Source organism: Microcoleus sp. B4-C1 (assembly GCF_036705285.1).
Taxonomy (GTDB): Bacteria; Cyanobacteriota; Cyanobacteriia; order Cyanobacteriales; family Microcoleaceae; genus Microcoleus.
In genome coordinates this window covers 1-7028 of the sequence record NZ_JAUBUC010000154.1, presented here as the reverse complement: position 1 = coordinate 7028, position 7028 = coordinate 1, and the positions used below count along the sequence as shown (strand labels likewise).

At 43.6% G+C, this 7028-nt stretch carries 9 protein-coding genes; 5 read left to right on the top strand and 4 right to left on the bottom strand.

What is annotated here, in order from left to right; translation table 11 throughout:
- Positions 1 to 193 precede the first annotated feature (193 nt).
- Positions 194 to 1269 (top strand): ISKra4 family transposase gene (locus QUB26_RS30735; RefSeq protein ID WP_445299658.1). Its coding sequence is split into 2 segments (ribosomal slippage): positions 194 to 347 and positions 347 to 1269, totalling 1077 coding nucleotides; the frame shifts between segments, so codons are not numbered across the junction.
- 160 nt (positions 1270 to 1429) lie between these two features.
- Here QUB26_RS30735 and QUB26_RS30730 read toward each other — a convergent pair.
- Positions 1430 to 1552: a hypothetical protein gene (locus tag QUB26_RS30730; RefSeq protein WP_333321101.1), complete on the bottom strand. Its 123-nt coding sequence runs from the start codon at positions 1550 to 1552 to the stop codon at positions 1430 to 1432.
- Between the two features lie 186 nt (positions 1553 to 1738).
- Entirely contained in the window at positions 1739 to 2251 is a 513-nt protein-coding gene (locus QUB26_RS30725) for a DUF433 domain-containing protein (protein WP_445299657.1), read from the bottom strand.
- Positions 2252 to 2390: 139 nt separating this feature from the next.
- Here QUB26_RS30725 and QUB26_RS30720 point away from each other — a divergent pair, with 139 nt between their 5' ends.
- Positions 2391 to 3107, top strand: a complete 717-nt coding sequence (locus QUB26_RS30720) for a DUF6088 family protein (protein WP_333321099.1) — start codon at positions 2391 to 2393, stop codon at positions 3105 to 3107.
- A 2-nt stretch (positions 3108 to 3109) separates the two neighbouring features.
- The gene (locus QUB26_RS30715) at positions 3110 to 4063 is read left to right on the top strand and encodes a nucleotidyl transferase AbiEii/AbiGii toxin family protein (protein WP_333321097.1); all 954 of its coding nucleotides are present in this window, start codon (positions 3110 to 3112) and stop codon (positions 4061 to 4063) included.
- Here the strand turns inward: QUB26_RS30715 and QUB26_RS30710 are convergent.
- On the bottom strand, positions 4038 to 4184 hold the full coding sequence (locus QUB26_RS30710) for a hypothetical protein (RefSeq protein WP_333321095.1): 147 nt from the start codon (positions 4182 to 4184) through the stop codon (positions 4038 to 4040). The two genes, QUB26_RS30715 and QUB26_RS30710, sit on opposite strands and share 26 nt — an antisense overlap.
- A 34-nt stretch (positions 4185 to 4218) precedes the next feature.
- Complete coding sequence (locus tag QUB26_RS30705; RefSeq protein ID WP_333321093.1) at positions 4219 to 5595, bottom strand: NB-ARC domain-containing protein; 1377 nt, start codon at positions 5593 to 5595, stop codon at positions 4219 to 4221.
- A 205-nt stretch (positions 5596 to 5800) separates the two neighbouring features.
- On the opposite strand from QUB26_RS30705, the gene QUB26_RS30700 reads away from it, so the two are divergent.
- Positions 5801 to 6382: an RNA polymerase subunit sigma-24 gene (locus tag QUB26_RS30700; RefSeq protein WP_333321091.1), complete on the top strand. Its 582-nt coding sequence runs from the start codon at positions 5801 to 5803 to the stop codon at positions 6380 to 6382.
- Positions 6383 to 6760: 378 nt separating this feature from the next.
- Complete coding sequence (locus tag QUB26_RS30695; protein WP_333321089.1) at positions 6761 to 6991, top strand: hypothetical protein; 231 nt, start codon at positions 6761 to 6763, stop codon at positions 6989 to 6991.
- Positions 6992 to 7028: the final 37 nt, after the last annotated feature.

The following is a 7028-nucleotide window of genomic DNA, read 5'->3' as shown; positions in this document are numbered from 1 at the left end:
GTTTTCGGTGGTCGTTCAATCCGCTGCCAATTTCTTTGACATTTTTAACAATTTGATAGCCGTTAGCAATGGCGTACGGGAGCGTGTCACTTTTGCGATGAGTATAAATACTCGTGAACCCCACCATGACTTTTTTACCGATCATCAGTATAATAGGCGATAATTATCATCTCTTCCCACTGGATATATAATCATGACACCTGAACAACAACAGACAATTAAAACACATCTAGATGCTATTTCTGCCATCCTTTATGATGATTGTAATCCTGATTCCTTGCAGACATTAGAAGATATTGAACTCGCCGTGAGAGACCAAGTTTTGACTCATGTGACACCACATATCGGCTTTTTTTTATCTGCTCAGCTAGCGGTACAAAAGCCGGAAGAATCAAGACTTTAAAAAGTACCCTAGGTAATTTAAGTATCACCCAAAAGCAAGCAGATAAACTAGGCTGCGGTAGTGCTAGTAGGTTGAGTCCACATTTAGAAAACTGTTGCTTAAGACTGAGTGCCAATGTTGCTTATAAGCATGCCGCCCAAGATATTAAGTATCTAACGGGAGTGACTGTTCCGGCTAAAACACAACTCATATTAGTACATTATCAAGACTTCAGCGAACCGATATCAACAGAAGATATTTCAGAGCTAAGTGCAGATGGTGGAAAAGTACGACTGAGGGTACCTAAAGGGCAAAAATCTGAATGGAAAGACTATAAAGCAATTGTGTCGGAAGCTGGTATAGTGGCTAGTTTCAATCAAAATGATATCATCATTGATTGGGCAAATAAACAACCGCTAGCAAAACCTGTAACTTGCCTAGGTGATGGACATGATGGAGTGTGGAATATATTTAAGGAAATCACTTGTGAACAGGAGAGAAGAGAAATTCTCGATTGGTATCATCTCACTGAAAATCTTCAGAAAGTAGGCGGTTCAATTAAGCGGCTCAAGCAAGCAGAAGCCTACTTGTGGAAAGGGAATGTAGAGAGTGCGTTAGCTCTATTTACAAAGCTCAAGAAAAAATCAGCAGTGAATTTTTGCAAATATTTAGAAAAGCACAAAGAAAGGATTATTAACTATGAAGTTTTCTCCAGGGATGGCATCTGTTCTATTGGTTCGGGAGCGGTAGAATCAGGCATTAAGCAAATAGCCAGACGAATTAAAATATCTGGAGCGAGTTGGAAATCAGAACATGTGGGACAAGTATTAGCTCATCGTTGTGCTTACTTGAACGGCTTAATTGGTAATCAGCGAAAACCTGCATGAGTATCATTACTCACTACAGAAGTGACATGCTCCCATGGCGTACTCAGTTAACCTCTCCGATTGACGGTTGAGGTTATCTTTGTTTTCCGAAGATGAGACTCGACTGTAAATAGCGACTCGATTCTTCTTGACCTGGTTTGATGGCGATTGTGGCAAGTAGTCAACTATAATCAGACCGCTTTCCGTCTGCCGTGCCGGATGTGGCAGTTTGTTTGCCTTCCACGCCTAGCCACGCGGTTGTGTAACTTATGCCTATTGCTTTGGCGTAGTCAGGTAGTTTCATGTTGACCTCCTGACTACATAATACCATCATCGCTTACCACTGCTTATAAGCTTAACGAAGTTTTGCAATACTGTGCCAAGTGAATTGCGATCGGCTTTTCAAGTCTTGAAGCATTTAGGGTAAGGCATCACTACCGTCTAAGTTAAGGTGAAGGTATTGCTCATCGGCATAGAGACGTGCCATCTGCTACAAATCCTCGTCCATCACTTCATCGTTTTCCCGAATTTCTGTTTCAATTTCATCGGGAAAGGCTTCAGCATAAGCCCAAGCGTTAGCAATATCAGTCGCAGATAGCGATAGATAGCTTGTGAGTAACTCGGCTTCGCTATAGCCAATGTGACGAGCTTCTACAAGTCCCCAAACGGTGATGCGAGTTCCAGCAATGCAGGCACTCCCACCACAAACATCAGGCGTTTTTTCAATACCGCGCCAAGGAGTGATTTTACCTTGAGTGAGGAGTTGAACGACTTGAGCTTTTTCATCGTCAGAGAGTGCCAGGAGTTGAGGCTCTAATTCTTTCAGCGTCATGGCAAACAATGGAATTGCGACTTCCGATGATTCTATCGAACCGATCGCCCCATTTACCCGATCGCCCATTGCCACTGCTAATAATTTGGGTGAAGCGCGGGGAATGCAAGCAACGGTTGTATCAATTACACTGCACGGGCGATCGCCCTCCCCATACGCTTGCTTGCACAACTCAAGCTTTGAAATGTTCTAGGGTACTATAACGCAGCAGATAATCCAGGTTATTTGTCAAGTTTTTTGCCACAAAAACTTGACAATTTAGAAAGTGGTGAGAATAATGGGATTAAGACCCTGACCTGGGATTCAAGGGATGAAAAGGAGTCAAGTCAACACAGCAGAGTTAATTCGCAGACAGATTGAGGAACGGGGAGAAGGCTATTGGCGGCACTCTGACTTTTCTAACCTGCCGTCAACTGCGGTCAGCAAAGCACTTTCCCGAATGGCGGAAAACGGAATTTTGGAGCGAGTCAGCAAAGGACTATACTATCGATCGCGCCCGACTCGATTTGGTCGCAGTCGTCCCTCTTCAAGCGATATCCAAAAACTGCTGACAAAACAAAACTTGCATCCGGCTGGACTGAGTGCGGCTAATTTATTAGGGTTTACCACTCAAAACGCAATTCAAGGTGAATTTGCTACCTCAGCGAACAGTGTCCCCCGCACTATAATTGGTTCTCGCGCCCGAATCCACACTCGCAGACCTGAAACTTGGAATCGCTTAGAAGCAACTGATGCAGCAATGCTTGATTTTTTAAGGTCTAGGGGTAAGTTGAGCGAGTTGTCTCTGACGGAGACTAAGCAAAGGTTGCTAGACTATTTTCGAGAAGGATCTCGCTTTGAACGTTTGCTTGCAGTTGCAGATGCGGAACCGCCGCGAGTACGAGCTATGCTGGGTGCGATCGGACAGGAACTCAGAAAGAGTCCTAAAGAGCTAGAAAAACTCCGAAAAAGCCTAAATCCAGTCTCTCGGTTTGATTTTGGTAACTTCAGCAATCTGAGTTATGCCAAGGAGTGGCAAGCCGAGTGAAAATGTTTGAACATCCTGATTTCCGCGATGCTGTCATCGCAGCTAGGGAACATTTCGATCGCTTTGGACTCACCGAACAATTCATCGAGAAAGATTACTATGTCACTGAGGCGCTACGAATTGTGGCGAATCAGTGGCGTACTCAAGTCATTTTTAAAGGCGGAACCAGCCTCTCGAAGGGGTGGAAACTGATAGAACGATTCTCGGAGGATATCGATCTGTTTTTGAACAAACAGGCATTCGTTCCTCCCCTTGGTGCAAACAGAATTGATAAAGAATTAGCAGCAATCGAAAGTGCTGTGGGAGAGCATCCTGCTTTGACGCTAGAACCTGATTCGTCCAAGCGGAAGCGGGGGGTTTTTCGCAATAGCTATTTCAGCTACACTCAGCAATTTTCGGGCAATCAGGCGATCGCCAATCGTGTATTCTTAGAAATGGGAACTCGCAGCGGCACTTATCCTACGCAGACTGTACAACTGTCTTCCTATGTGGCTGAATTTCTGCGTAAAATTGGGCAGAGTCTTGATACTGAAGATGAATTGCCTTTCTCTATGCTATTGCTGGACTTTCGGCGCACCTTTGTTGAGAAGCTGTTTGCAATTCACTCTAAAGTAGTGAAGATTCAGCAGGATGGGCAATCAATTGGAAGCTACGCCAGACATTACTACGACCTGTTTTGTTTAGCTCAAAAGTCCGAAGTGCGCCAAATGTTCCAAACTGAGGAATACAGCCAGATTAAAGAGGATTGCGATCGCATTAGCCGCGAACACTTCCCAGATTATCAGCCGCCGTCAGCGATGAAATTTTCCAACAGTTCGGCTCTCTTCCCAACAGGAGAACTGCGTCAAACTATTGCTAGAGAATACGAACAGCAGTGCGGTAGACTCTGCTATGGAAATTATCCATCATGGGGGGAAATTGAAGCTTGTTTTAAAGAAGTTCGCGATCGGCTTTGACTGTTGAGCCTGAAGCATATCGTTGGTTATAACTGAGATGTTGCACCATTATCAATAAGCTTTTTAGGAACAGGCAAGATGCCTGTTCCACAAGAAAATTCACTCTTTGTGGAACAGGCATCTTGCCTGTTCTTGAGAAGGGTGCAAGATGTGGGTTATAACCCTTTGATATATTCCCTGATCACTGGCGGCAGAGTGTAAAAATTTGCTTGTTGTTCAATCAAGCAGCGCCGCGATAGAGATTGCAGCGCATTTAGCAAATCTGAAGCCGGAATTAGGTCATTTTCGAGCAATTTTGCCCGGTTTATTGGCTGGCTTTCTTTGGCTAACAAGGAGATTACTTGTTTTTCTAGTTCGGATAGGCGATCGAACTGCTGCTGTAAAACATCTTTCAAATCTTCGGGCAACAATATGGTATCATTTGGCAATAACTCTGTCACGCCTCCTCCCAAGTCTTGAATCAGATTCGCTACGCTTTTTAACCATAGGGGGTTGCCTTGGTAGCGATGAATGAGTGCTTCAGTGTTGTCGCTTTCTTCTAACCCATAATCTCTGAGTATTTCCTGTCCGGCGGCGATGTCTAAACCTTTGACTTGTAAGGTACGAATAGAAGTATTTTGGCTTTTAGCTTGAGTCACTTCTCTCGGTTGTTCCCAACCGATTAACAGAAAGCAGCTTTGATGGGATAATTTTTCTATTTGTTTGAAAAAAGAGCGATAATCTTCGGATTCTGGTTTATATTTTCCTGCCAATTCGCCACTACAGAAAAGGTTGTGAACGTCATCTAAGACGATTAAACAGCGATGGTTTTGTAAATACTTAATCAGCGGTAAGCGTTTTTGGTTTGTTGGGGATGAATCTTGTTTTTCGGAATGGCAAAAAAGCTGTATTAGGTTAGATTGAAATTTATCTATGGTGGGGAATTCGTCTAGCGTGTACCAAACTGCGTACTCAAACTCATCTTTAATTTGTTGTACGAGTTGTACTGCTAGGGTGGTTTTGCCGATACCGCTGATGCCGGTGAGGGTGATGAGGCGACAGCGTTGTTGTAGAATCCAGGTGGTGAGGGTTTGGAGTTCGGGAGTGCGATCGAAGAAATCACCCAATTCCGGCATTTCGCTTAAATCTTGATGTGAAGTTTGAGTTTGTTTTGAGTTAGATGTTTCTTGATTTGGTTGCTGTGAGTTTGGGATATTTGGCGGGTGTCTAGCTTCTCCACAATAATTAACGCAACTTATTTGCACACAGTCTTGTGCAAAATGCGAAACAATGGAGATTTGCAACCTCTCCATTGCCGAGCAAAAATTCTTTTTATTGACATCTTCCCCTAATTCTTCTGAAAGAATCCGCCATAATTCCGAACCCGCATTCCTAGCACTACTTTCAGAACAGTCAAAATCTTTGGCTATGTGCTTGTATGTCTCGCGTTCTAGAGTTCCCCGCAGTACCGCCTCTTGTAAATCGTCAAGGTGCTGACCTGTTTTCTCGAAAACTATGCGATCGGCGACATTTAACATTTCTTTAAGATTCATCTGGCAGGGAGATGCGAGAGTTTTGTGTATTGTAGCTCACAACTGCCAACATTTTCGTACATTTTCGTACATTGTTCTACAAACTTAGATTAAAGTAAAAGTAAAAGCGAGGGAGAATTGGGGGCAAAATAGAACATTTTTGGGCTAGACAAACCTTAAATTTATTAAGGATAATGGAACAAGTATTAAAAGGATAAATTGATTTATGAATTGGGAAGATTTGGCCAGTAAAGCAGGTGAAGAAGTGGTAGAAAATGTTGTAGAAAAAACTCTGGGAATTAATGGAAATACAGTCAAAACAGTCAAAGCGGTTGCAGAAACTGGTGCTGCAGTAGGTGCGGCTGCCAGTGCTGCTACAGGGTTGACTGTTGCAGCAACTTCAGGAGCAGGAATTACTTCTGGTCTAGCTGCAGCAGGTGGTGTGGTTGGTGGTGGTATGGCGGCGGCTCCTGCGGTATTAGCAGCAGGCCCTGCTTATCTGGGGGCAAAAATAATGAATGAAACTTTGTTCAAAGAGCAATCGAACTTGTCTGAGGAAGAGAATGATGCTCGTGCAGCGGCAAGAACAGCTACAAACATTGGGGCTGCTGCTGGTCTAGTTGGTGCTGGTGCTGTAACGGTAGCTGGCGGTGCTTCTGGTGCTGCAATTATGGGCACCCTTGCTGGTATCGGTGGCGTTGTCGGGGGAGGCGCAATTGCTGGTACTGCCATAGTTGCGGCTGCACCTGTTGCTGCGGCGGCTGCTGTTGGATACGGAATATATAAACTGTTTGGAGGTAAAGGGTAAAGATAGTTAGTTCAGTTTGAATTGGTAGGTTGGGTTTCCTGTTGCAACCCAACCTTCATCAGCGTTTAGTCTGGCTTTAGTATTTCCTCGCACCTCGCAGCAAATAGCAGAAAACTGCGAGCAATTGAGAAGGTAAGCTTGGCTATGTATATGCAGCAAATATTACAGCGTTGGGTTATAGGTTCTGTTTCGTAGCTTTGGAGTATACGGATGTTTGGTTGGCTATCTGAACTATTTAATTGGTTTTTCAGACTATGGAATCGGTTGGATGATAAAACGAAAGGTAAAATTATAGAGGAAGTTGTCAAGTCATTTGAAAAGCTGCTTCGTTCTTTTTATGGTTCGTGGAAAAATCGGCATACCAAGTGAGAATAAGTGATGAGTAATTTTAAGGAAGTTATGGATGAGATTGAGCAATCACCTACTCAATCAGTGATGAGTAATTTTAAGCAATTTATGGATGAGATTCAGCAATCACCTACTCAATCACTGCCAGAATCTGATTTAACTCTTCCATCCCTTCAAAGGGCTTTAACAGCAGGAACTTTCCTTATGTTGACGCCATTCTCATTGGGAGCATCCCGATTTTGCAAGTATACAAAAGTATGATATGATGTATTGTTTTTTTGGAAAACCGACACTTAGC